At 67.3% G+C, this 22,438-nt stretch carries 20 protein-coding genes; 15 read left to right on the top strand and 5 right to left on the bottom strand.

Annotated features, from left to right (window positions below):
• Positions 1 to 265: 265 nt before the first annotated feature.
• Positions 266 to 2,125, top strand: coding sequence for a phosphoenolpyruvate carboxykinase (GTP) (locus EDL96_RS00900; protein ID WP_123823572.1), 1,860 nt, complete (start codon positions 266 to 268; stop codon positions 2,123 to 2,125).
• Positions 2,126 to 2,230: 105 nt separating this feature from the next.
• Here the strand turns inward: EDL96_RS00900 and EDL96_RS00895 are convergent, their stop codons facing one another.
• Positions 2,231 to 3,628, bottom strand: coding sequence for a phosphomannomutase/phosphoglucomutase (locus tag EDL96_RS00895; RefSeq protein ID WP_123823571.1), 1,398 nt, complete (start codon positions 3,626 to 3,628; stop codon positions 2,231 to 2,233).
• A gap of 144 nt (positions 3,629 to 3,772) precedes the next feature.
• Between EDL96_RS00895 and manA the strand changes: the two genes are divergently transcribed.
• The 3 genes from manA to EDL96_RS00880 all read left to right on the top strand — a co-directional run bounded on the left by manA (position 3,773) and on the right by EDL96_RS00880 (position 7,195).
• A complete protein-coding gene (gene manA / locus EDL96_RS00890; RefSeq protein ID WP_123823570.1) occupies positions 3,773 to 4,942 on the top strand; it encodes a mannose-6-phosphate isomerase, class I in 1,170 nt (389 codons plus the stop codon).
• A 118-nt stretch (positions 4,943 to 5,060) separates the two neighbouring features.
• Positions 5,061 to 5,936, top strand: coding sequence for a shikimate dehydrogenase (locus EDL96_RS00885; RefSeq protein WP_123823569.1), 876 nt, complete (start codon positions 5,061 to 5,063; stop codon positions 5,934 to 5,936).
• 152 nt (positions 5,937 to 6,088) lie between these two features.
• On the top strand, positions 6,089 to 7,195 hold the full coding sequence (locus EDL96_RS00880) for a hypothetical protein (RefSeq protein WP_123823568.1): 1,107 nt from the start codon (positions 6,089 to 6,091) through the stop codon (positions 7,193 to 7,195).
• A 12-nt stretch (positions 7,196 to 7,207) separates the two neighbouring features.
• Here EDL96_RS00880 and EDL96_RS00875 read toward each other — a convergent pair whose 3' ends face one another.
• Positions 7,208 to 7,390, bottom strand: a complete 183-nt coding sequence (locus tag EDL96_RS00875) for a hypothetical protein (protein ID WP_123823567.1) — start codon at positions 7,388 to 7,390, stop codon at positions 7,208 to 7,210.
• A 172-nt stretch (positions 7,391 to 7,562) separates the two neighbouring features.
• Between EDL96_RS00875 and EDL96_RS00870 the strand changes: the two genes are divergently transcribed.
• The 3 genes from EDL96_RS00870 to EDL96_RS13925 all read left to right on the top strand — a co-directional run bounded on the left by EDL96_RS00870 (position 7,563) and on the right by EDL96_RS13925 (position 9,721).
• Positions 7,563 to 8,102 carry a type 1 glutamine amidotransferase domain-containing protein gene (locus EDL96_RS00870; RefSeq protein WP_123823566.1) on the top strand — a complete coding sequence of 180 codons (540 nt, stop codon included), beginning with the start codon at positions 7,563 to 7,565 and terminating at the stop codon, positions 8,100 to 8,102.
• Between the two features lie 212 nt (positions 8,103 to 8,314).
• Positions 8,315 to 9,253, top strand: coding sequence for a DsbA family protein (locus EDL96_RS00865; RefSeq protein WP_123823565.1), 939 nt, complete (start codon positions 8,315 to 8,317; stop codon positions 9,251 to 9,253).
• Positions 9,254 to 9,259: 6 nt separating this feature from the next.
• Entirely contained in the window at positions 9,260 to 9,721 is a 462-nt protein-coding gene (locus EDL96_RS13925; protein WP_325049520.1) for an acylphosphatase, read from the top strand.
• Here EDL96_RS13925 and EDL96_RS00855 read toward each other — a convergent pair.
• Positions 9,718 to 10,554 (bottom strand): spermidine synthase, encoded by an 837-nt coding sequence (locus EDL96_RS00855; RefSeq protein WP_123823564.1) that lies wholly within the window; start codon positions 10,552 to 10,554, stop codon positions 9,718 to 9,720. The two genes, EDL96_RS13925 and EDL96_RS00855, sit on opposite strands and share 4 nt — an antisense overlap.
• A gap of 191 nt (positions 10,555 to 10,745) precedes the next feature.
• On the opposite strand from EDL96_RS00855, the gene EDL96_RS00850 reads away from it, so the two are divergent.
• From EDL96_RS00850 to EDL96_RS00835, 4 genes are all read left to right on the top strand, one after another.
• Positions 10,746 to 11,906 carry a pyruvate kinase gene (locus tag EDL96_RS00850; protein WP_123823563.1) on the top strand — a complete coding sequence of 387 codons (1,161 nt, stop codon included), beginning with the start codon at positions 10,746 to 10,748 and terminating at the stop codon, positions 11,904 to 11,906.
• Positions 11,903 to 12,805 carry a pyruvate kinase gene (locus EDL96_RS00845; protein WP_123823562.1) on the top strand — a complete coding sequence of 301 codons (903 nt, stop codon included), beginning with the start codon at positions 11,903 to 11,905 and terminating at the stop codon, positions 12,803 to 12,805. The genes EDL96_RS00850 and EDL96_RS00845 overlap by 4 nt, the downstream gene beginning before the upstream one ends.
• On the top strand, positions 12,795 to 13,613 hold the full coding sequence (locus EDL96_RS00840; protein WP_199732498.1) for a di- and tripeptidase: 819 nt from the start codon (positions 12,795 to 12,797) through the stop codon (positions 13,611 to 13,613). The genes EDL96_RS00845 and EDL96_RS00840 overlap by 11 nt, the downstream gene beginning before the upstream one ends.
• Positions 13,614 to 14,010: 397 nt before the next feature.
• A complete protein-coding gene (locus tag EDL96_RS00835) occupies positions 14,011 to 14,907 on the top strand; it encodes an FAD:protein FMN transferase (RefSeq protein ID WP_123823561.1) in 897 nt (298 codons plus the stop codon).
• A 22-nt stretch (positions 14,908 to 14,929) separates the two neighbouring features.
• On the opposite strand, the gene purB is transcribed toward EDL96_RS00835, so the two are convergent.
• Positions 14,930 to 16,372, bottom strand: coding sequence for an adenylosuccinate lyase (gene purB / locus EDL96_RS00830; protein WP_199732497.1), 1,443 nt, complete (start codon positions 16,370 to 16,372; stop codon positions 14,930 to 14,932).
• 132 nt (positions 16,373 to 16,504) lie between these two features.
• Here purB and hisC point away from each other — a divergent pair, with 132 nt between their 5' ends.
• The 4 genes from hisC to EDL96_RS00810 all read left to right on the top strand — a co-directional run bounded on the left by hisC (position 16,505) and on the right by EDL96_RS00810 (position 21,617).
• Entirely contained in the window at positions 16,505 to 17,620 is a 1,116-nt protein-coding gene (hisC, locus tag EDL96_RS00825) for a histidinol-phosphate transaminase (RefSeq protein WP_123823560.1), read from the top strand.
• Positions 17,621 to 17,721: 101 nt separating this feature from the next.
• Complete coding sequence (locus tag EDL96_RS00820) at positions 17,722 to 18,987, top strand: thiamine pyrophosphate-dependent enzyme (RefSeq protein ID WP_233568577.1); 1,266 nt, start codon at positions 17,722 to 17,724, stop codon at positions 18,985 to 18,987.
• The gene (locus EDL96_RS00815) at positions 18,984 to 19,982 is read left to right on the top strand and encodes an alpha-ketoacid dehydrogenase subunit beta (protein WP_123823558.1); all 999 of its coding nucleotides are present in this window, start codon (positions 18,984 to 18,986) and stop codon (positions 19,980 to 19,982) included. The genes EDL96_RS00820 and EDL96_RS00815 overlap by 4 nt, the downstream gene beginning before the upstream one ends.
• Positions 19,983 to 20,063: 81 nt before the next feature.
• Positions 20,064 to 21,617, top strand: a complete 1,554-nt coding sequence (locus EDL96_RS00810) for a dihydrolipoamide acetyltransferase family protein (RefSeq protein WP_123823557.1) — start codon at positions 20,064 to 20,066, stop codon at positions 21,615 to 21,617.
• An 85-nt stretch (positions 21,618 to 21,702) separates the two neighbouring features.
• On the opposite strand, the gene EDL96_RS00805 is transcribed toward EDL96_RS00810, so the two are convergent.
• Positions 21,703 to 22,323 carry a DNA-3-methyladenine glycosylase I gene (locus tag EDL96_RS00805; protein WP_123823556.1) on the bottom strand — a complete coding sequence of 207 codons (621 nt, stop codon included), beginning with the start codon at positions 22,321 to 22,323 and terminating at the stop codon, positions 21,703 to 21,705.
• Positions 22,324 to 22,438 lie beyond the last annotated feature (115 nt).

The following is a 22,438-nucleotide window of genomic DNA, read 5'->3' as shown; positions in this document are numbered from 1 at the left end:
GCGCCCGCTCGTGACGTACGCCGCCCGTCATGATCGTGTGATTCTGGCCACCCTTGCCCGGGGTCGTGACCAACGGAACAGGTAGACTTAGACCACACCACAAGATCGGCCAGCTCCGCCTCGGCTTACACCTCAGGTGATCCTCATGTGATCGGAGCAACCAGGCGGTGTTCAGCTGGGCAGGGACCTCAACGGTGAGGTTCCGGAGGTGGCCGAGAAGTCGGTGGTCAGAAGTAATGCACGGCCTCAACGAGGAGACACGTCCATGGCTCAGAAACCCACAGACACATTGAATGAACTCTCCGCCGAGGCTCAGCGGGGGATCGAGCAAGCCCCCACGACCCACCAGCACCTGCTGGAATGGGTGAGCGAAGTGGCCCGCCTGACCCTGCCGGAGCGCATTCACTGGGTCGACGGGTCCGCGGACGAGTGGAAGACCCTGACCGACGAGATGGTCGAGGCGGGCACCTTGGTCCGCCTTGCCGATGACAAGTTCCCGAACTCCTTCGCGGCGTTCTCCGACCCCGACGACGTGGCCCGGGTCGAGGAACGGACCTTTATCTGCACCGAGACGAAGTACGGCGCCGGTCCCACCAACAACTGGGAGGACCCGGAGGAGATGAAAGGCATCCTCACGGAGCACTTCCGCGGGTCGATGCGTGGACGCACCATGTACGTCATCCCCTTCGTCATGGGTCACCTGGACGCCGACGACCCCAAGTACGGCGTGGAAATCTCCGATTCGCCCTACGTCGTGTGCTCCATGCGCATCATGGCCACGATCGGCTCCGACGTCCTCAAGAAGATGGAAGCCGCTGACGCCTTCTTCGTGGAGTGCCTGCACTCGCTCGGTGCGCCACTGGCACCGGGGCAGGAAGACGTTCCGTGGCCCTGCAGCCCGACCAAGTATATCGTGCATTTCCCCGAGGACCGCGCCATCTGGTCCTTCGGCTCGGGCTACGGCGGCAACGCACTGCTCGGCAAGAAGTGCTACGCGCTGCGCATCGCCTCCGCGATCGCCCACGACGAGGGCTGGCTGGCCGAGCACATGCTCATCCTGAAGGTCACGGACCCCAATGCCTCGACCAAGTACATCGCGGCGGCCTTCCCCTCGGCCTGCGGCAAGACCAACTTCGCCATGATCGAACCGACCATCCCCGGTTGGAAGGCGGAGATGGTCGGCGATGACATCGCGTGGATCCGGTTCCGTGGTGAACAGGCGTACGTCGTCAACCCGGAAGCAGGCCTGTTCGGCGTCGCGCCCGGCACCGGGTGGTCGACCAACCCCAACGCCATGAAGGCGATCGCCAAGGGCAACACGATCTTCACCAACGTGGCCCTGACCGACGACGGCGGCGTGTGGTGGGAGGGCATGACCGATGAGGTTCCCGCTCACTTGGTGGACTGGAAGGGCAACGACTGGACCCCCGACTCCGGTCGCCCGGCGGCACACCCCAACTCCCGGTTCTGCACGCCCATCAAGCAGGCCGAGATCCTGGCACCGGAGTACGACGACCCCAACGGCGTCCCGCTCTCGGCGATCATCTTCGGCGGACGCCGCAAGACCACGGTCCCCCTGGTCGCCGAGTCCTTCGGCTGGGAGCACGGTGTGTTCCTGGGTGCCAGCTTGTCCTCGGAGACCACCGCCGCGGCCAAGGGTGCCGTGGGCGTGGTGCGGCGCGACCCCATGGCCATGCTGCCCTTCATCGGCTACAACGCCAACGACTACCTGCAGCACTGGCTGGACCTGGGCGAGAACCACGGTTCCGCCAACATGCCCAAGGTGTTCTACGTGAACTGGTTCCGTCGTACTCCCGACGGCGGTTTCGCCTGGCCGGGCTTCGGCGAGAACAGCCGCGTGGTGGACTGGATCTGCCGCCGCGTGGACGGTACGGCCGGGGGCGTGGAAACCGCCGTCGGTGTGGTCCCCGCGCCCGAGGACCTGAACCTCGACGGTCTGGAGATCACGGACGAGGAGATCCAGGCGGCGCTGGCGGTCAATGCCGACGAGTGGCGGGCGGAACTGCCCGGCATCCACGAGTGGTTCGGGAAGCTCGGTGACGTCCCGGTCGCGCTTGCCGAGGAGGAAGCCGGCCTGAGCGAGCGGCTGAACGCCCAAGGCTGACCGGACTGGAAACGTCGAAGGGGGCGTCCGCAGAAATGCGGACGCCCCCTTCGACGTTTCCGTCAGGTCCGGAGCATGCCCCGGACCTGACTCGGTTGCCCGATCTCAGGCGCGAATGAGCCCGAGAACGTGGTCGCGCACGCCTTCCATGGACGCCTGGTCAGCGGCCTCGACGTTGAGCCGCAGGAAGGGCTCCGTGTTGGACGGACGAAGGTTGAACCACCATCCTTCACTCGCGGAGGTGAAGGTCGTCCCGTCGGAGTCCTCGACGATGACGTCCTGATCGGCGTACGCGGCCCGGACCCGGTCCACGGCCGCGGCCTTGTCCTCGATCTCCGAGTTGATCTCCCCGGAGGCGACGTACGGCGAGTAGCTGTCCATGAGCTGGCTCAGCGGCTGATCCTGCTCCCCGAGCGCGGCCAGGACGTGCATGGCCGCCAGCATTCCGGTGTCCGCGTTGAAGAAGTCTCGGAAGTAGTAGTGCGCCGAGTGCTCGCCGCCGAAGACGCCGCCCTCGGAGGCCATCACGGCCTTGATGAAGGAATGACCCACGCGAGTCTTGACCGGGCGCCCGCCACGGGCCTCCACCAGCTCGGGGACGGCCTTTGAGGTGATCAGGTTGTAGATCACCACGGGCTCCTGCTCGCCGTCGGCCTGGGCTCGGGCGATCTCACGCTCGGCGACCAACGCCGCAATGGCGGAAGGGGTCACGGGATCGCCGTTGTCGTCGATCACGAAGCAGCGGTCCGCGTCGCCGTCGAAGGCCAGACCGATGTCCGCCCCGTGCTCTACCACGGCCTTCTGCAGGTCCACCAGGTTCTCCGGCTCCAGCGGGTTCGCGGGGTGGTTCGGGAAGGTGCCGTCGAGCTCGAAGTACAGGGGCACGATCTCCAGCGGGAGGCCGGGAAGGACGGTGTCGCCCAGCACGGCAGGGGTGGTCTTGCCGCCCATGCCGTTGCCGGCGTCGACGACGACCTTGAGCGGGCGGATACCCGAGAGGTCCACGAGCCCCCGCAGGAACTCCGCGTAGTCCTTGAGGACGTCGCGTTCAGTCACGGTGCCGACGGCCTCCACGGCCGGAATGCCGTTTGCCAGGTAGTCCTGCGCGCGGTCACGGATGTCGTAGAGACCCGTCTCCGAGGACACCGGGACGGCACCCGCCTTGGACATCTTCATCCCGTTGTAAGCCGCCGGGTTGTGGCTCGCAGTGAAGGTCACACCTGCCGCGTTCATGACGCCGCACGCGAAGTACAGCTCGTCCGTGGAGATCAGACCGATCTTGACCACGTCGGCCCCACGGGCGGTGGCACCCTCCGCGAACGCGGTCATGAACTCAGGGGATGACGGGCGCATGTCGCCACCGACCAACACCGTGGATCCCGCCAGCTCCAGGGCGTCCACGAAGGCGGCACCGGTGGCGCGAACCGTGTCTGCGGTGATGGTCTCCCCGACGATTCCGCGTACGTCGTAGGCCTTGAAGGACTCGGAAAGCTCAATTGTCATAGTCGGAACCTTAGTTCACCCCAGCTGTCCGATCCGTGCGACAGCGCCTGGCGCGCAGGGCATCGGCGCGCAGGTGGGGGGACAAAACCGGGCAACCACCGTGCCCCGGGCCGCTCGTTCAAGCCGTTGTGCTTCCATGGAGACATGGCTGAGTTCTTTTCGACGACGGACCCTATTCAGAACTATGCGTGGGGTTCGCGTTCCGTGCTGGCGCGCATGCAGTCTCGGGAGGTTCCGTCCGTGGATCCCGAGGCGGAGCTGTGGGTCGGCTCCCACCCGTCGGGTCCGTCCGTGCTGACCGTTGACGGGCAGGAACGGTCGATCATCGACCTGCTGGCTGAGGACCCGAAGCGCCTGGTGGGCCGGCGGGCCGACGTGTTGCACGACGGGGACCTGCCCTTCCTGTTGAAGATCCTGGCCATCGACGCACCCCTTTCCATCCAGGTCCATCCTTCGCCGGAGCAGGCGGAAGAGGGCTGGCAGCGGGAAGAGGCCGCGGGTGTGGACGTCTCGGCGGCCGGGCGCAACTACAAGGACCGGCAGCCCAAACCCGAGATCGGAGTGGCCGTCACGCGCGTCGAATCCTTGAGCGGTGTGCGTGGGGAAGCTGAGTTGGCGGTTCTGGCCGAGGCCCTTGACCAGCAATGGTTGCGAGAAATCCTGGCCTCCGGAGAACCCGTGCTGCCCGCCGTCCTGCGCATGAGCGATGAGCAGGCTCAGGTGGCGCTTGCCGACCTCCTGGCCGCGGTCGAACGGTTGCCCACCCACGACGAACTCGGTGCTCTACTGCGCTACATCTCAGGACGTCACCCGGGCGATCGCGGCCTGCTCGTGGCGCTGTGCATGAACCACGTGGTGTTGGAACCGGGGGAAGCGATCTTCACGCCGGCCGGCCAGCTGCACGCCTACCTCCGGGGGACGGCGGTGGAACTCATGGCCTGTTCGGACAACGTGCTACGTGCCGGGCTGACCCCCAAACACATCGACGTGGACGAGTTGCTCAAGATCGTGACCCCCGAACAGGCCGACAGCGACCCGATCCAGCCCACCGCGGGGGCATACGGGCTCCGCCACTACCCGTTGTGGGACGACCGGCTGACGTTGGTGTCCGCGACAGCCGCCGCCGGTCGCCCCGCGCAGTTGCCGGAGGACACAACCGTGGTGTTGTGCACGGAGGGCTCCGTGGAACTGCAGACGGACCCTGATGTCTCTCACGAATTGTCCGCGGGACATTCCGTGTGGTGCCGCACCGACGGCGCTCCCGTGAGCGTCACGGGAGAAGGCACCGTCTACGCGGTGGGGCTCGTCGGCTGAGGGTGCCATGGGGCTCGCGTGGAACAGCGTGCAACCGATCCACGTGACACGTGACCCAGGCCATACCGTGTGGGCCTGCCCGCAACGTCGAGGGAATGAGCCGAGGTCACCCCAAGCCATGAGCACAACACAGGAGTCCTATCTGATCGGTCTGATCGGGGACGGCATCACCGCCAGCCTGACGCCACCCATGCATGAAGCCGAAGCTGCCGCACAGGGACTCCACTACCTGTACCGCCCCGTGGACCTGGCCTTGATCGGGCGGTCCGGGGAGGACGTCGGCGAGCTCATGCGGGCCGGCCGCGATCTCGGCTTCAACGCGTTCAACATCACGCACCCGTGCAAGCAAATCGTCCTCGAGCATCTGGACGAGATTCCGGAACGTGCAGCCGCTCTGCAGGCGGTCAACACGGTCCTGATTCGCGACGGGAAGTTCATCGGCGAGAACACCGACCAGAGCGGGTTCGCCTCTGCCTTGGCCGCCGAGCTCCCGGATGCGGCGAAGGACAAGGTGGTTCAGCTGGGCACGGGTGGGGCAGGTTCGGCCGTCGCCTACGCCCTCCTGGATTCCGGGGTGCAGGACCTCACGTTGTTCGATCTCGATCTGGACCGGGCGAAGGAGCGCGCAGCCGCTCTGGCGCCTCACTTCCCCTCCGCTCGCGTGGGGGCGACCGACGCCGCGGGACTCGAACCAGCTGTCGAGCAGGCGAACGGGGTGGTCAACTGCACCCCGATCGGCATGCACCACCACCCGGGGGCACCGATCGACCTGGAACTGATCACGGCCGAGCACTGGGTTGCAGACGTGATTTACCTGCCCGTTGACACCCCTCTTGTCACCCGCGCGCGAGAACTCGGCTGCCAGGTCCTGGACGGCGGGGCCATGGCCGTGGGGCAAGCCGTGGATGCCTTCCGCCTGATCACCGGCGTCGAACCCGACCGGCAGCGCATGAGGGTTCACTTCCTGGAGATGCTGGCGGACCAACAGCCCTGACGGTCCACTGCGTCGCGGAGCACTATCCTGAAGGCCACGGAGGGCGGGACGGACCCGCCTCGCAACGGGTGTGCTCGAACACCCGCTGTCGTCGTTCGTCGAGCCGTCCGCACAGCAGGGCCCACGGGGCCTGGAGAGGTCAGGTCCGGTCCATGAGCCGCCCGCCCCGCACCACCACCGCCCCGCGTTTGCGTCGCTGGGGCGCCCTGGTGCTTGCGGCGAGTTTGCCGCTGGGCGTGGCGGGGTGCAGGGACCACGAGGACGGTCCGACAACCAACGAGATCGCGGGCCCGCCCAACCAGGAATCGCCGCAGCTCGTCCTGGGCGACGACGTCGAACTCCCCTCCTGGGGATACAGCGCCACTTGCGACCAGCCGCGGCCGGTTGCCGATTCGGCCGGACTCGTGGAACCCGATCCACTGGCCGGAGACCGCGGTGTGCAGTTCTACGCGCCGGCGGTCGAAGACGTCCTGTGCAACCTGAGCGGCGTGCAGTCGGCCTCGGCAGCGGGTCAGTACGACGAGGTCGACGACATCCGGACAGGTGCCATGGACATCGGGGTGGTCATGGACTCCGAGACTTCCGAGGAGAACATGCGCGCCGTGCGGCAGGCGGCGATCACGGCAGCGACCGAGCAAGGATTGCCGGCCCAAGGCCTGGTGGTGGACGGCATCACGATCATCCTCACGGACGGGTCCTCCGTGAAGGGCCCGGCCGAAGGTCTGACCGCGGGAGGGGCGGAAACGCTCACCGTGGAAGGCATCCACGTTCTGGACCAGTTGCGTCAGACGGACTCCGGGTCCCGGTGGAGCGTGGAGGTCGGTGAGGAGTTCACCCTCAGCACCTACCTGGATGCCGACGTGACCGCCGCCGGCTTCCCCGACGACGTCGCTGCCGCCATGGCCGAATCCACCAAGATCCAGGCCACGACGGAACCGGTGGTCCGGCAGGACAGGGTCGTGGTCACCGACGACGGGTTGACCCTGACGTACGCGCCCGGTCAGCAGGACGACCTCTCGGACGAGGTGCTTGAGGACCTGGCGGAGCTGAGCAGAACCGACGACGTGAAAGAGGTCAGTGCGTCGATCACCACGGACAAGCAGGGCAGACCTGTGCTCAAAGTCCGTACACGCAGCGCGACTCCCGCCAAGGTCCCGGACACCGACGCCCGGGTGGGAGATCTCGAGACTTCACTCGGCGAGCTGGGACTGCAGCTCGACCACAAGGTCCTGGGCGCTCCGGCGCCGTTGGACAGCTGAGGTATTTCCGGCTCAAGGTCTCCTGTGCTCGGATCGCCCGCGCGCCCGCAAAGCGAAGCCCAGGCCGGTCACGGCCACCGCGGTCATGAGCCCGCCGATGAGCAGGAGCAGCCCGTCGTGCACAGCCACGCCCAGAACGACCACCAGCAGACCCACGACGATCAGACCGATCTGCAAGGGAATCACGGGTGTCAAAGGGGCTCCTGGTGATGTGGGACGTTGCCGCGTGCGCGTGCAGCACCGAAGTCAACCACCGCAGTTCACCCAGGGCAAGCAGCTGTGCCCAGGGCTGATCCGGTGACGAGCCCGCCACGCCGTCGTAGTGTGGGGAAGGAAATCAGATCCGACGCACGAATCAGGAGTGGCCATGACGTCCTTGAACGGCAAGAAGATCGCATTCATCGCCGGTGACGGTGTGGAGGAGCCCGAGCTGACCGAGCCCTGGGCCGCAGTCCGGGAAGCCGGTGGAACGCCCGTGCTCCTGTCCACCCGGAAGGGCAGGATCACCGCCATGCGCGGGGACTGGGACCATTCCGGCAGCTACGACGTCGACGAAGCCCTGGAAACGGTCGAAGCTGCCGACTTCGACGCGTTGGTCCTTCCCGGCGGCACACTCAATGCCGATGCCATGCGGCTCGACAAGGAAGCCTTGCGGTTGGCCAAAGAGTTCGACGCAGCGCAGAAGCCGATTGCCGCGATCTGCCACGCCCCGTGGATCCTGGTCGAAGCCGACCTGGTGCGCGGGCGGACCATGACTTCCTACGAGTCCGTGGCCACCGATCTGCGTAACGCCGGTGCGCAATGGGTCAACCGGGAAGTCGTCGTGGACGGAAACCTGATCACCTCGCGCAATCCGGGCGACCTTGAAGCTTTCAACCGTGAGCTGGTGCGACTGACCGCGGACTGACGTGCCGGCTCCGGGTGGCTGGCCCGTCGGGACGAACGGACCGGCACGCCACCCACAGCCAAGCCACCGACGGCAACAGCCCTGACCCGGGCGCCTGCCCGTGGTTGACTTCCGGGAGAGGTCGCGACAGTGACCCGTAGGACCGCGGCCCGACACCCCGGGCCCGTGCAGCGGTTTTGACAGGCCGTATGCGGTTGACGAAAGGAAGCTTCATGTCCATCCCCCGTCGCCCCCTGAGCATGGCTCGGCGTCTCCAGATCGTCACGGCAGCGGCCGGTGCCTCGGCCCTGCTGCTGACGGGTTGTGGCGGTGGTGACTCGCCTGATTCGTCGGCCTCCGAGGAGGCGGGGCAGTCCACGAGCGCGGCCGCCACGGGTGCGGAGTCGGGCTCTGCGACCAGCAGTGAGTCCGCGTCGGGCACGGAGTCCGCATCGCCTTCCGAATCCGGTTCGAGCGAGGCCTCACCTTCCGAATCCGCATCCGCGGGAGCCTCGGAATCCGGCGCGGCGGACAGTGGGATGACCGACGCCTCCCAGGGTGCGCAGTACGTCCAGAACGCGGTGAGCGCCGGGTACGCCCTCAACGAGGTCGGCGACCTTCCCGTCGTCACCATGTACACCGACTACGAATGCCCTGCTTGTCAGTCGGCCCACCCGCTCGTGGAGGAGGCGGCCGACAGCCTGGACGGCGAGGTCACCGTGGTGGTCAAGAACTTCCCGCTGCCCATGCACGACAACGCCGTGCCCGCCGCACGCGCTGTCGAAGCGGCGGCGATGCAGGACGAAGCGGACGACTACGCGAGCGCACTGTACGAGAATCCGGATGACTGGACGGAACTCTCCGGCAGTGAGCTCGACGAATACTTCAAGACGACCGCCGAGGAACAGGAACTGGACGCCGACCAGTTCTCCAAGGATTACAGCTCGGGTGCCGTTGCGTCGATCGTGGACGAGCACGCCTCGCAGGCGGAGGACTTGGAACTGGAAGGCACCCCGAGCTTCGTCGTCGGTGAGGAGTCCATCAACCTCGATGACGTCCAGACCGCCGACGATCTGGCCAACGCCTTCCGGGACGCCACGAAGGACGCCCCGGAGGATGCCCGCACGCCGGCCGGTGGCACGGCGGCTCCCACGGCACCCGCGGAGGACTGAATCACCATGGGCAACGCAGACACACCCGAAGGGCGCGGAGTCATGGCTTGGCTTGCGCGCCTCACCGGACGACGCCCGCGTCCCGCCCCGCTCCAACACCCGGGACATTCCGTCTTCGCCGTCAAGCGTGGGAACAATGCTTCCGCCGCCGAGGCCCCACGCCTGGCCGACCAGGGAGTTGCCATGAACACCGATGAACAGATCCGTGTCACCGCGCTCGTCCAGGGCACGGTCCAGGGCGTGGGGTTCAGGTATTGGACCTGGCGACAGTCCGAGAAGTTAGGGCTGGTGGGCTCGGCGGTCAACCGTCACGACGGCTCCGTCGAGGTTGTCGCCGAGGGGCCACGGTGGGCAGTTCGCGACCTCCTGCGTGAAATCCAGGGTCCGGACGCCCCCGGGGCCGTGTTCAAGGTGGACGCCCACTACGAAGACGCTCGGGGCGGGCTCAACGGTTTCACGACCGGTTAGTGCCCGGGCCCTCGCGGATTCCGGAGGGAGCGGACCCAGTCCTCCAGTTCCCACCTGTCCAGCACGGCCGCTGGATGGGGACCGGCCGCAACCAGAGCGTCCCGCCACGAATCCGGTACGGCCCGGTCCCGGGCAACCAGGATCAGGTTTCCCGGGTTCCGGCCCGTCAGCATCGACTGTTCGGTCAGGCACCACAGGTCGGAGAACACGGGCTCCCCACCGCTGCGGTCGGGGGAGCCCAAGACCTCGACCTGCTCGGCGAAGAACTTGAGTCCGGGATCGTCCCCGACATTCACCAGCAGGACCCCACCCGGTGCCATGGTGTCCCGTACCTGTTCGTAGAACGCTCGTTCACGTAGGTGGAGTGGCGCGTCAGCCCCGGCGAAGACATCCAGAACGACGACGTCGGCCGGGGCCGCCCGGCTCTGCGCAATGCGGGGCAATGCCTCCCGTGCGTCCCCGTGCATCACCTCGACGGCGGCACCCTCAGGCCACGGGATGTGGGACAGGACGAAGTCGGGCAACTCACGCGCCAGTTCCACGACCAGCTGCTGTGAGCCGGGTCTGGTCGCGGCGACGTACCGCGGCAGGGTCATGGCGCCTCCACCCAGGTGCACTGCCTTCAAGGGGTGCCCCGCTGGGGCGGCGCAGTCGATCACGTTGGCGATGCGCCGGAGGTACTCGTAGAACACCCGGCGGGGATTGCGGGCATCCACGTGGGACTGCTCCGCGCCGTCGATGCTCAGGATCCACCCCTCGGTCTCCTCGTCCTGGGTCAGCTCCGCCCAGGCGTCGGCGGCAGTCAGGAATCGGCGGGCGGGCTTTGGCCCCATGCGCTCCACGAAGGCCACCTCCTGTTCATGTCATTGCCCGAAGCTGGTGCCAAGACTTCCACGTGTGAGAGGACAGCGTGCGCAAACCCCCGCAGCAGAACACGCCGGATACCGCACCGAGGCCCGCAGAGGAGGCCACGTCCGGCACGCCAGGTCGGGCAGCGATCCAGGCCAGGATCGACGATCTCGCGATGACCGCGCCGAACGCGTCGATGCCCGCGCCGCCCACCCGGACGGAACTGGCCGGTGAACTGTACGAGGTGGTCGGGGACCTGATCGAGCACCTCCGGGACTCCCGCCGCCGGTCTCTCACCGATCTGCAAGGGGCCACCGGCGGGGCCGCAGCCTCCGCCGTGAACCTGGTGGATTACGTCGCGGTGCGCGGACTGGACATCCGCGACCTCCAACGGGGGTTGGCGAGCCTGGGGGTCTCCTCCCTGGGGCCCATGGAATCCGATGTCATGGAGCACCTTGTGGCGGTCCGTGCCACGCTGGCCGCCGTCCTCGCCCAGGACGGCTCGGACGAGCGGCCGACCGGTCAGCTGGAAGCCGGAACGCGCAGCTCCTCGGCAGCGCCCGACTCGGTGTCCGTGGACCCGGTGCCATCGGTCAGTCCGGGAACCGCGTTGCTCGCCAAGAACACGGAGGAGATCTTCGGCCCGGCCTCGGCCCACCGGAACACCAGGATCATGGTGACCCTGCCGAGCGAGGCGGCCGAGGACCCCGACCTGGTCCGCGACTACGTCACATCGGGCATGGACGTCGCCCGGATCAACTGTGCCCACGACGGGCCCGATCGGTGGTCCCGGATGATCCGGAACGGCCGGGCGGCGGGGGAAGCGGCCGGTCGTGGGGTCAAGATTGCGATGGACCTGGGTGGTCCGAAACTGCGCACGGGCCCGATCCTGCCCGGCCCGCGCGTGCGTCGGATCAAACCACGGCGTGACGTCAGTGGCGCGGTCGTGGAACCGGCGCGCGCCTGGCTGGTGCCCCGGGATCACCCGACCGATCCCACCCCGGCGGCACTGGACGGGGACCTGTCGAGCATTCAGCTGAATGACGTCTTGTGGCTGCAGGGTCTCCGAGACGGCGAGGACGTCAGTATTCGTGAGGCACGCGGGTCACGACGTCGGCTCCGAGTCCTGGCGGTCCACGCCGACCGGGTGCTGGTCGAATCCCGGAAGTCCGTCTCCTTCGCCACCGGCCTGGAGCTCACGGACGTCAGGGGCGCCGTCGCGATCGTGGACGAACTACCCGCTGCCGAGATGTCCTTCAGGGTCCGTGAGGGTGACCTGATCACCCTCACCCGGGACACGTCCCCACCGATGCCGCCGACGGCGCGCCTGTCGTGATCGGCTGCTCCCTCCCGGAGGCTTTCGACGACGCCGAGGTCGGGCAGCGCGTGCTGATCGACGACGGGAAACTGGGCACCGTGATTCGTTCGGTCGACCCCGATCGGATGGTCGTGGAGGTCACGCGGTGCCGGCCTGGCGGGGTCAAACTCAAGGCGGAGAAGGGGTTGAACTTCCCCGACACGTCATTGCGGTTGTCCGCCCTTTCGCCGCAGGACCGCGAAAAACTTCCGTTCGTCGCGGAGCACGCCGACATCCTCCAACTGTCCTTCGCCCGGTCGCCACAGGACATCGATGATCTTCTGGAGGCATTGGCCCGCATCCAGGGGGCGGAGATCGATGTCGTCCTGAAGATCGAGACGGTGAGCGGATTCCAGTCACTGCCGCAAATGCTCCTGCGCATGCTGGGCAGGACCGGGTGCGCCGTGATGATCGCTCGCGGCGACCTGGCAGTGGAAGCCGGCTTCGAACGCCTGGTGGAACTGCAGGAGGAGATCATCTGGCTGTGCGAGGCGGCGCGTGTCCCGGTGGTCTGGGCTACGCAGGTCCTGGAGAGTCAGGCCCGTTCCGGTCTGCCCTCCCGCGCCGAGGTGACCGATGCGGGTGCCGGTCAACGGGCAGAGTGCGTCATGCTCAACAAGGGCCCTTCATTTCTGGAGCCATCGCGACCCTTGACTCGATCCTGGGACGGATGGACGGCCACCTGTCCAAGAAGGCCGACCTGCTGCGCCGCCTGGAGTCCTGGGATCCGCAACTCCGCTAGTCGCGAACCACCAAGTGGGCTGATTGTTTCTGCCGTAGCGTGGTTTCCTGCGTCCCGATCCTGCGGCGAGACTACAGTCAGAGTTGTGCTCACCGACCAGGTGATCCCAAGACGAGGAGTACTTCGTGGTTCTTAATCCCCTCAAGCACGCATTCGACGACTCCGGTAAGCCCACGGAGGCGACCACCAACTTCATGGACACCACGTTGCGTGTCCAGCGACCGGTGGTCCTGCGGTGGGTCAAGCGGCTCCGCCGTGAGCACCCGGAGGAGACCCCCACGCAGATCGCCAAGCGACTGGAGAAGCAGTACATCCGCGCGACCACCGCAGGTGGTGGGGCGACCGGTGGGCTGGCCATGGTTCCCGGCATCGGCACGGTGACTTCCCTGGGCGTCTCGGCCGCTTCCGTGGGTGCCTACCTGGAGATGACGGCGCTGTTCGCCCAAGCCATCGCTGAGCTCCACGGCGTTTCCACGGAGGACCCGGAGAAGACCCGCGCGATGGTCATGGCTCTCATGCTCGGTGACGACGGCGAGGCGCTCATGACCCAGGTGCTGGCCAACGGGGGCAAGGCCGGGGCCTTGAACTCGAACTGGGGCATGGCCCTGGGCAGCGGCGGCGGGCAGGGCGCCTCGATGAGCCGCACGTTGCGCAACATGTTCATCAAGCGGTTCCTCAAGCGCCAGTCCGGCGCGATCCTGGGCCGTGCGTTGCCTTTCGGCATCGGGGCCGTGGTGGGTGGGGGCGCGAACTACGCCCTTGCTCGCACCGTGGTCAAGGCCACCCATCAGGCCTTCGGCGAACTGGGGCCGACGTTCCCGGAGGCGCTCGCGGAGGTGGACCGTGCGCCGAAGTTCAAGGACGGCAAGGAGAAGGGTCAGTCGGAAGACGCCCAGCAGGAACAGACCGCTGAACTCGGGAGTGGGGAACAGAAGCAGGGCTGAATGTCACTGAGAGTTCACTGAACGTCAGGCGGGCGGCACCCACGGGTGCCGCCCGCCTTTTGTGTAGGGCGTGCACCCTAGTTTGCGACGAGGTACTGGAAGAACTACTTAATAGTGCCCAGAAACTACTCTGGGACTACGCATAGGTATCAAATGCATGTATCTGCGCAGGTCACACCGGTATTGAGCGGGTATACCTACGAGTTGGTTACATCACATACCGATGGGTAGGTTATGGGGTTCCCAGGAAGTTCCAAGTTCGGTAGATTCTAACTCGTCGTAGTACACGGGGCTGGGGGAATGGCCGGCAGGTGTGGTCGGAGCGATGCGTCAACGGGACGTGCCGCCAGGTGACCCCGTCCACCCCGACTTCCACCGTCGCTGATAGAGGGCCACGATGACCGTCCCCGCCACCTGCCGCAGCCGCGGTCCGGAATCGGCGACCCCAGCTGTCCACGCCACCGAGCCGCTCACGCATCTGATCGCCTGCGGTGTGGCGGATTCAGTGTTCGACGAACTCTCGCGCGCCGTCGGAACGGACCGGGCGGATTCCGAACTCACCATGTTTCACGCCTTCGCGGATCACGACGACGTGGTCATGGAGGTGTCCGGCGCCTTCGCGGCCATCCTGGAGCGCGCACAGGAAGCGTCCAGGCTCAGCGGCGGCCTGGTCCACCCCGTCGTCGAAATGGCCCCGACGGAGTCCGGGGGAGCGGTCCACCTGTTGCACCCGGATGAACCGTTCGCCTACGACGCCGCAACGAGGCGCCTCTACCTGCGCCGCGGCACCGTTCTGGATTTGTGGGACATCGGTTGCGCCTGGGCGGCCGAAGAGATCGTCTCCCGTGTTCTCCAGGCGGACCCTGCCGCCGCGCTCGCGGCAGTGGTGGGGCCTGCGGTCGTGTCGGTCGGTGCGGCCTGGGAGATCGTCGACGCCTTGGGGCAGGAATTCTCGTCCTTGCACCTGCCGTTGCGCTGCGGCCTGCGGTCCTTCGCCGTCCTCGGCTCCACCGCTCGAATCACGAGCCCGCGAGCACTGACCCCCGACGCGGTTACCGGCGCGGTCCGCGCGGAAAGCGCCGTTGTTCACGGCCGCTGGTGGGACAGCGCCGTTGTGGGTGCAGACGACGCCGTACGGGCGCTGACCTTCGCCATGATGGCGGAACGCCTGGGTGGGGAGGCCTTCGACTACATCGTGGACGGCGGAGCCGAGGCCGAATTCCAGGGGTACGTCGGTGCCGAAACCCGCCTTCGACTGCTGCGCACCCCGGGGTGGGTGCCCAAGGCGAGCTGAGCCGCCGGCTTCCCCACTCCGATCAGGACTTGTCGGCGCGCACGTGCCCCACCAGGGTCGAGGCCAACCCGGTGTACGTCGCCGGGGTCAGCTCGGCCAGACGCTGCTCGGCCTCCGGGCTCAACCCGAGCTCCGCAACGAACGCCTGCATCCGTTGCTTGTCCACGCGGTGCCCACGGGTGAGTTCCTTGAGACGTTCGTAGGGGTCGTCCATGCCCGCGGTTCCCGCGATGGCTTCCGCCCGCATGACGGTCTGGATCGCCTCGCCGAGGACTTCCCAGTTGACCTCGAGGTCCGCGGCCATGACGTCTTCCGCGACGTCCAACCGGTCCAGACCCTTGGCGACGTTGGAGATAGCCAGGAGGGAGTGTCCGAAGGCAGTGCCGATGTTGCGTTGCGAGGAGGAGTCCGTGAGGTCGCGCTGCCACCGCGAGGTCACCAGCGTGGCGCCCAGGGTGTCGAGCAGGGAGCAGGAGATCTCCAGGTTGGCCTCCGCGTTCTCGAACCGGATGGGGTTGACCTTGTGCGGCATGGTCGACGAGCCCGTGGCTCCCGCGACCGGCACCTGGCGGAAGAACCCGATGGAGATGTAGGACCAGATGTCCGTGCACAGGTTGTGCAGGATCCGATTGAACCGTGCAACGTCTGCGTACAGCTCGGCCTGCCAGTCGTGCGACTCGATCTGGGTGGTCAGGGGGTTCCAGGTGAGTCCGAGGCCCTCCACGAACGTCCGGGAGATGTCCTGCCAGTCCGCGGTTGGGGCCGCTGAGACATGGGCGGCGTAGGTGCCGGTGGCGCCGTTGATCTTTCCCAGGAACTGAGTGGCGCGCACCCGTTCGAGCTGCCGGCCCAGGCGGTGCGTGAAGACCGCGAGTTCCTTGCCAAGCGTCGTGGGCGTGGCCGGCTGCCCGTGGGTCCGGGACAGCATGGAGACCTGGGACGACGTCTCGGCCATGTTCCTGATCTGCCCGACCAGTTCCTGGGCGGCCGGGGCCCAGACCCCCACGACGGCGTCGCGCACGCCCACGGCGTAGGCCAGGTTGTTGATGTCCTCCGAGGTGCAGGCGAAGTGCACCAGGGGCTTGAGGTGCTCCAGGCCCAGGTCCGCCAGCCGCCGCCCGATGAAGTACTCCACGGCCTTCACGTCGTGCACCGTGACCGCTTCGATCTCGGCCAGTTCGGCCACGGCGGCGGCGTCGAAATCGGCCACGATCCTGCGCAGGCCCTCGATTTGCTCGGAGCTCAGCGGTGACAGGCCGGGAAGAACCTGCCGCGCACACAGGTGGATGAACCACTCGACCTCGACGTGTATGCGGTTGCGGTTCAGCGCTGCTTCCGACAGGTGCTCCACCAGAGGTGCCACGGCGGGGCGGTAACGCCCGTCGAGAGCGCCCAGGGCAATGGGCGGATCGGCTTGAGCCAACGGGCGACGGCTGGGGACGGAAGCAGGTGAGGTCTCGGCCATGGTCGACATTGTTCCATCCCGGGCAGCGTCGGCGGTCATGGCGCCACCTCGTGACGGCCGGCCCACGAAGAGCGCAGGAATCTGAAGTTCCGTGACGGGTTACGCGGCACCGGGCACGGCTACAGTGAGCCCATGAGCCCGATCCGCCCCCGCACCGCCCTCGGAGCGCTGCCCGCCTATGCCGCGGGGAAGCCACCGACCCCCGTCGAAGGTCTGACCCCCTACAAGCTGTCCTCCAACGAGAACCCCTGGGGACCGGTCCCCGCCGCGCAGCAAGCTATTGCCGAAGCGGCCGCCGGGGTGCACCGCTATCCCGATCCCGCCACCGTGAAACTACGTGCGCAGATCGCCGAATCGCTCGAGGTTCCCGTCGAGGACATCGTCACGGGCGCCGGGAGCCTGGGAGCCCTCGCCCAGATCCTGGCAGCGTTCGCAGGAACTGACGAGGACGGCGCCGGGGACGAAGTCCTCTACGCGTGGCGCTCGTTCGAGGCCTATCCCATTCTGGTGACCACCGCCGGGGCCAGAAACGTCCAGGTGCCCAACCTGCCGGACGGGTCTCACGACCTCCAGGCCATGTTGGCCGCGGTCACGGACCGCACGCGGGTGATCCTGCTGTGCTCACCCAACAACCCCACCGGCCCCTCCCTGACCCAGGCGGCCGTGGACGACTTCCTGGCCGAGGTTCCCGAGGACGTCGTCGTGGTCGTGGACGAGGCCTACCGGGAATTCCAGTCCGACCCGGAGGTCGTGGACGGGATCCGCACCTACCGGTCCCACCCGAACGTCGTGGCGCTGCGCACCTTCTCCAAGGCCCACGGCCTGGCCGGTTTGCGCGTGGGGTTCTGCCTCGCCCAGCAGCCCGTCACGGAACAACTGCGCAAGGTCACCGTCCCCTTCGCCGTGACCGAACTGGCCCAAGCAGCGGCAGTGGCCACGTTGCGCAACCCCGATCAGGTCCAGGAACGCGTGGACCGGATCACCTCCGAACGGGACAGGGTCCAGGCCGAACTCGAACGCATGGGTTGCTGGGTTCCCGCCACCCAGGCGAACTTCGTCTGGCTCGCACTGGGTGCCGAGACGGACAGGTTCGCCCGTGCCTGTGCCGCTCAGGCGCTCGCGGTCCGTGCCTTCGCGGGCGAGGGCGTGCGAGTCACCATCGGAGAGCCCGAGGCCAATGACCGGTTCCTCGCCGTGTGTTCCGCGTTCTCACCCCTGCCGTCCGCGCCGGCCGTGGCCGTCCCGTAAGCTCCGATGCACACTGAAAGTCCAGGTCGGGTCCACTGCGGCTCGGTCGAAGCGTGGCACCGGCCATGACCATCCAACCGTCACACCAACGGGAGTCACCTGTGACACCAACCGAGAACACCTCCGGGAAGCCCGAGCCCACGGATCCCCACGATGCGAGGGCAACGGCGGGGACCGGCGCGCACCCCGCGACCGTTGAGTCCACGTTGCCCGTGGTCGGGTTGTTGGACGAGACGGGTGCCCGGGTCCAGGACTCCCGGTTCTCCCCGTGGATAGAGGACCTCGGGCGGCAGGAGATCGAAGAGATCTACCGTTCTATGCTGCGCGCGCGGCGACTGGACGAGATGGCCACGTCCTTGCAGCGTCAAGGGCAGATGGTCCTCTGGCCGCCGCTGAGAGGGCAGGAAGCTGCGCAGGTGGCATCCGCCCGGGCGCTCGGAACCGAGGACTACGTGTTCCCGTCCTACCGGGAGCACGCCGTGATCCTGGAACGGGGGATCCCGGCCGAGGAGATGATGACGCAGTTCCGTGGACACACGGCCTCGAGCTGGAAGCCCTCGGAGACGCGGACCCAGATCTATTCGTTGGTCCTGGGAGCCCAGGTCCCGCACGCCGTGGGTTATGCCATGGGTATCACCCAGGACCAGAAGCTCGCCGCGGAGGAGGGGCAGAACCCGCCGCCCGAGGCGGCCGTGCTGGTCTACTACGGCGACGGTGCGTCCACGGAGGGCGAGGTGCACGAATCCATGGTCTTCGCAGCCTCCTACGACGCCCCCGTGGTCTTCTTCGTCCAGAACAACCAGTGGGCGATCTCCGTGCCGTTCTCCACCCAGTCCCGCGTGCCATTGGCCACCCGCGCCGCCGGCTACGGATTCGAAGGTGTGCGCGTGGACGGCAACGACCCCCTGGCCGTCCTGGCCGTCACCCGGTGGGCCCTCGCGGAAGCCCGCCAGGGGCGTGGCCCGGTGATGATCGAGGCCGAAACCTTCCGGCTCGGAGCGCACACCACGGCCGATGACCCCACCAAGTACCGTCGCACGGACGAGGAACAGCTATGGGCCCCGCGGGACCCGCTGTTGCGCACCCGGAACCTGCTCGAACGCGAGTACGGTGCCGAGGACGTGTGGTTCCAGGGCGTGGAGGACGAAACCTCCGAGTGGATCAAGGCCACGCGCGCCGGGATCCTGGCCGGTGGGCCGGTGGATCTCGAGCAGCGATTCGACGTCGTCTACGCGACGGATCACCCGCTCGTGGCGGAGGAACGCGGGTGGTACCGCGAATACCAGGACTCCTTCGTCGAGGAGGACAACGACGACGCCGCGGACGCATCCGGTCCCCGGGGACTCGGGCGGGAGGAACAGGCATGAGCGACACCAAGGAGTCGACATTGCGCACGACGATGGCCAAAGCCCTGACCCTTGGAATGCGGCGGGCCATGTCGGAGGACCGGTCCGTTCTGCTCATGGGAGAGGACATCGGGTCCCTGGGCGGCGTGTACCGGGTGACCGAAGGCCTCAAAGCCGACTTCGGCGCGCACCGGGTGCGGGACACCCCGCTGGGCGAAGCCGGGATCGTGGGCACGGCGATCGGCATGGCCATGCGCGGCTACCGGCCCGTGTGCGAGATCCAGTTCGACGGTTTCACGTTCCCCGCGTTCAACCAGATCACCACCCAACTGGCCAAGATGCACGCTCGCACCAACGGTGACGTCGCGGTTCCGGTCACGATCAGGATCCCGAACGGCGGCGTGATCGGGTCGGTCGAGCACCACTCCGAATCCCCGGAGGCGTTGTTCGCCCACACGGCCGGCCTGCGCATCGTGACGCCGTCGACCCCGCAGGACGCCTACTGGATGATCCAACAGTCGATCGCTTGCCCCGACCCCGTGATTTTCCTGGAACCCAAGCGCCGCTACTGGCTCAAGGGCGAAGTGAACCTGCTCCAACCGAACACGCCGGACCCGTTCAGCGCGCAGGTGGTCCGCGAAGGCGAACAGCTGACGTTGGTCGCCTGGGGGCCGCTGGTGCCCGTGGCCATGGCCGCGGCGGAAGCCGCCTCTCAGGACGGGCGGTCCGTGGAGGTCGTGGATCTCAGGTCGTTGTCACCGGTCGACTTTGACACCTTGGAGGCCTCCGTGAACCACACGGGCCGCATGGTGATCGCACACGAAGCCCCCGTCTTCGGCGGCCTGGGTGGGGAAATCGCCTCCAGGATCACCGACCGGTGCTTCTACAGCCTGGAAGCCCCGGTGCAGCGGGTCGGTGGGTACCACCTGCCGTACCCGCCGGCCGGAGTCGAAGAGGAATACGTTCCCGATCTCGATCGCATCCTGGATGCGATCGACCGAGCGTTCGCGTACTGATGACCGTGCTCATGACGCGTGTTGATGTGTTGCGGGCCGTCGCCTGTGGCGATGCAATCTGTGGTCCGGAAGGAGCCTTGAATGTCTGAGGTTTTCGCACTGCCCGATGTCGGTGAGGGACTCACCGAGGCAGAAATCGTCAGTTGGAAGGTCAGCGCCGGCCAGGAAGTGGTGGTCGACCAGGTCCTGGTGGAGATCGAGACCGCCAAGTCCCTGGTCGAACTGCCCTCCCCCTGGGACGGCACCGTCCTGGACCTGTTGGTCGACGAGGGACGGACCGTGGAAGTCGGGACTCCCTTGATCGTCATCGGCGACAGCGCCGAGGCCCCGGGCAACGTCCCCGACCCCGGCTACACGGGCGAGGTGGACGCCGCCTCCCGGGCTTCCGAACGATCCGGTGACAACCAGGACGGCAAGGCCGGATCCCACCAACAGCAGGTGGAGGGGACCGGGAGCGCCGGGAGCCAGGCGCTGGTCGGATCCGGCCCCAAGGCGGATCCCGTGGTCCGACGACGTCGTCGCGCTCGTCCGGGGACCGGGGATCAGACCCAGAGCCCCGTCGAGTCGCAGGAGGCGGCTCAGTCGCAGGCCGATCGGTCGGAGGCGGTGGCCGGACGCTCGTCGTTCGGTGAAGGCATTGCCGACCTGCTGTCCCGGACCAGACGCGGCCAAGGTGCCGCGGACCGCCCCGCATGGCTGGGTGGACGCCGTGGCGAGACCGCGGAGACGCCGCGAACCGACGAGGCACCCAAGCCCCCCGCTCTGGCCAAACCTCCCGTGCGCAAGGTCGCCAAGGAGATGGGTATCGACCTGGCGGAGGTCACGGGCACCGGGGACTCGGGGCAGATTACCAAACGCGATCTGTTGGCCTATGCCGCCCACCTGCGGGAGATCCCCGACGGCCCGGACTCGTTCTGGGTCTCGGCGAACGCGCCGGGGGCTGGGGACCGTACACAGCGGATCCCCGTGAAGGGTGTGCGGAAGCTGACCGCCCAGAACATGGTCAAGAGCGCCTTCAGCGCGCCGCACGTCTCGATCTTCGTGGACGTGGACGCTTCTCGCACCATGGAGTTCGTCAAGCGGCTCAAGCAGGCCGACTACTTCGACGGCGTCAAGGTCACCCCGCTACTCATCCTGGCGAAGGCCATCATCTGGGCCACCGCGCGCAACCCCCAGGTCAATGCGACCTGGACGGACAACGAGATCATCGTCAAGCGCTACATGAACCTGGGTATCGCCGCGGCCACGCCCCGAGGCCTGATGGTGCCCAACATCAAGGACGCCCAGGACATGAACCTGCGCGAACTGGCCGTTGCACTGGACGATCTGACCAAGACCGCGCGGGCCGGCAAGACCCAGCCCGGTGACATGCAGAACGGAACCATCTCCATCACGAACATCGGTTCGCTGGGAATCGACATCGGTACCCCGATCATCAACCCGGGCGAGGTCGCGATCGTGGCATTCGGCACCATCAAGCAGAAGCCCTGGGTGGTCGACGGGGAGATCATTCCGCGGTGGATCACGACCCTCGGCGGATCCTTCGATCACCGGGTGGTCGACGGTGACCTGTCGGCGCGTTTCATGGCTGACGTGGCGAAGATCTTGGAGGAACCCGCCCTGTTGCTGGACTGACCTGCTGCTGGACTTGCCCGACGGCGCCCCGGTACCAACCGGGGCGCCGTTGCGTTCCCTCCAGACCGACCTCGGTGGGGCCGGGTCAGCTGCGGAAACATCCCTCGACGTGGGCCACCGTTGCGCCGGTGCGGGCAAGGAACCGCGCAGCGGTTCCTTCGCCCACGTGGCTCAGTCCCAGGTCGCGCAGCCGTTGTGCCACGTGGGCAGCCGGATTCTCGGTGTCCCGCACGGCGGAGTCGGTGAGTTCCTCCCAATTCTCCGTGTCCCACCCCTGCAGGACGCGAGCCGCCTGGATCACGGCCACGAACTTGGCTCGGTTGCGAATCAGGCCCCGGTCCAGCAGTAGCTCGTCCACGTCGTCGTCCTGCAACAACGCCGTTTGGTCCGGGTGGAAGTCCCGCAGCGCTTCCTTGAGCGCCCCGTGCTTGGCGACCGCGGTTCCAGGGGCCAACCCGGATTGGAAGATCTCCAAGCACAAGGACTCGAACCACTCCCGGGAGCCGCGCGGCCGGTCGCCCCAGCGCTCGTCGTGGTCACGCAGAACCGACGGGCCGGTGAGAGCCCAGGGGCATCGGCTGAGCGTGTCGGCGCAGACGACCGGATAATCCAGCACGCGGTGGCCCTCCGCGGTCGACGTCGGCCAGGGGTCTTCGGGGAGTGCGGTCCGCAGGAGGTCGGCGGTGCCCGGCTCGGGTGTGTTCATGACCGGAGATTACGGTCGGGAATCGGCACAGAAGGCTCGGGACAGTTCGGATGTGGACGGAGGTGCGGGTGGTTCAGGGCAATGGCGACCTGTGGAGCCACTCGTGCCACCGTGG

The organism is Kocuria soli (genome assembly GCF_003797835.1).
In the GTDB taxonomy this organism is placed as follows: domain Bacteria; phylum Actinomycetota; class Actinomycetes; order Actinomycetales; family Micrococcaceae; genus Kocuria; species Kocuria soli.
Note: the sequence above shows the minus strand (reverse complement) of the source record. Positions and strands in the feature narration are given on the sequence as shown.

What these genes read in the sequence shown, in the direction of transcription:
- EDL96_RS00900 (WP_123823572.1), top strand. Translation starts at nt 266, where the DNA reads ATGGCTCAGAAACCCACAGACACATTGAATGAACTCTCCGCCGAGGCT.
- EDL96_RS00895 (WP_123823571.1), bottom strand. Translation starts at nt 3,628, where the DNA reads ATGACAATTGAGCTTTCCGAGTCCTTCAAGGCCTACGACGTACGCGGA.
- manA (WP_123823570.1), top strand. Translation starts at nt 3,773, where the DNA reads ATGGCTGAGTTCTTTTCGACGACGGACCCTATTCAGAACTATGCGTGG.
- EDL96_RS00885 (WP_123823569.1), top strand. Translation starts at nt 5,061, where the DNA reads ATGAGCACAACACAGGAGTCCTATCTGATCGGTCTGATCGGGGACGGC.
- EDL96_RS00880 (WP_123823568.1), top strand. Translation starts at nt 6,089, where the DNA reads ATGAGCCGCCCGCCCCGCACCACCACCGCCCCGCGTTTGCGTCGCTGG.
- EDL96_RS00870 (WP_123823566.1), top strand. Translation starts at nt 7,563, where the DNA reads ATGACGTCCTTGAACGGCAAGAAGATCGCATTCATCGCCGGTGACGGT.
- EDL96_RS00865 (WP_123823565.1), top strand. Translation starts at nt 8,315, where the DNA reads ATGTCCATCCCCCGTCGCCCCCTGAGCATGGCTCGGCGTCTCCAGATC.
- EDL96_RS13925 (WP_325049520.1), top strand. Translation starts at nt 9,260, where the DNA reads ATGGGCAACGCAGACACACCCGAAGGGCGCGGAGTCATGGCTTGGCTT.
- EDL96_RS00855 (WP_123823564.1), bottom strand. Translation starts at nt 10,554, where the DNA reads ATGGGGCCAAAGCCCGCCCGCCGATTCCTGACTGCCGCCGACGCCTGG.
- EDL96_RS00850 (WP_123823563.1), top strand. Translation starts at nt 10,746, where the DNA reads ATGACCGCGCCGAACGCGTCGATGCCCGCGCCGCCCACCCGGACGGAA.
- EDL96_RS00835 (WP_123823561.1), top strand. Translation starts at nt 14,011, where the DNA reads ATGACCGTCCCCGCCACCTGCCGCAGCCGCGGTCCGGAATCGGCGACC.
- purB (WP_199732497.1), bottom strand. Translation starts at nt 16,372, where the DNA reads ATGGCCGAGACCTCACCTGCTTCCGTCCCCAGCCGTCGCCCGTTGGCT.
- hisC (WP_123823560.1), top strand. Translation starts at nt 16,505, where the DNA reads ATGAGCCCGATCCGCCCCCGCACCGCCCTCGGAGCGCTGCCCGCCTAT.
- EDL96_RS00815 (WP_123823558.1), top strand. Translation starts at nt 18,984, where the DNA reads ATGAGCGACACCAAGGAGTCGACATTGCGCACGACGATGGCCAAAGCC.
- EDL96_RS00810 (WP_123823557.1), top strand. Translation starts at nt 20,064, where the DNA reads ATGTCTGAGGTTTTCGCACTGCCCGATGTCGGTGAGGGACTCACCGAG.
- EDL96_RS00805 (WP_123823556.1), bottom strand. Translation starts at nt 22,323, where the DNA reads ATGAACACACCCGAGCCGGGCACCGCCGACCTCCTGCGGACCGCACTC.